The organism is Micromonospora sp. H61 (assembly GCF_018070325.1).
GTDB classification, from domain to species: Bacteria; Actinomycetota; Actinomycetes; order Mycobacteriales; family Micromonosporaceae; genus Micromonospora; species Micromonospora salmantinae.
This window is the reverse complement of record NZ_JAGPXY010000243.1, coordinates 1-654: the sequence shown is the minus strand read 5'-3', so window position 1 is coordinate 654 and position 654 is coordinate 1. Positions and strand designations below refer to the sequence as shown.

Below are 654 nucleotides of genomic sequence, written 5' to 3'. Positions count from 1 at the left end.
GGGGTGTGTTCCTTGCGGGTCTGGTCGGCCAGGTGGGCGGGCATGGGGTCGTGGCGGACGAAGTGGCGGCGGAAGGTGCCGGTGCCGGCCGTCATGGAACGCAGCTCGACGGCGTACCGGAGCAGCTCGGTGGCCGGCACTTCGGCGCGGACGAGGGTGCGGCCCTCGGTGTCCGGGTCCGGTTCGGTGCCGAGCACCCGGCCGCGTCGGCCGGACAGGTCGCCCATCACCGTGCCCACCGAGCCGTCCGGAACCCGGATGGTGACCTCGTCGATCGGCTCCAGCAGGGCCGGCTGGCCACGCTCGGCGGCGTCGCGCAGCGCCAGCGCGCCGGCGGTCTGGAAGGCCGCGTCGGAGGAGTCGACGCTGTGCGACTTGCCGTCGACCAGGGTCACCCGCAGGTCCACCACGGGGTGCCCGGCGACCAGGCCGCGCTCCAGTTGGGCGCGGACGCCCTTCTCCACGGACGGGATGTAGTTGTGCGGCACCGCGCCGCCGACCACCCGGTCGACGAACTCGAAGCCACTGCCGCGGGGCAGCGGCTCGACCTCGATGTCGCAGACCGCGTACTGGCCGTGGCCGCCGGACTGCTTGACGTGGCGGCCGTGTCCCTTCGCGGGCACTGTCAGCGTCTCGCGCAGTGACACCTTGACC

1 pseudogene is annotated in these 654 nt (G+C 73.5%); it reads right to left on the bottom strand.

The window, feature by feature from the left end:
• Positions 1-654, bottom strand: a pseudogene (locus KBX08_RS33400) (elongation factor G-like protein EF-G2); the annotation flags it as partial.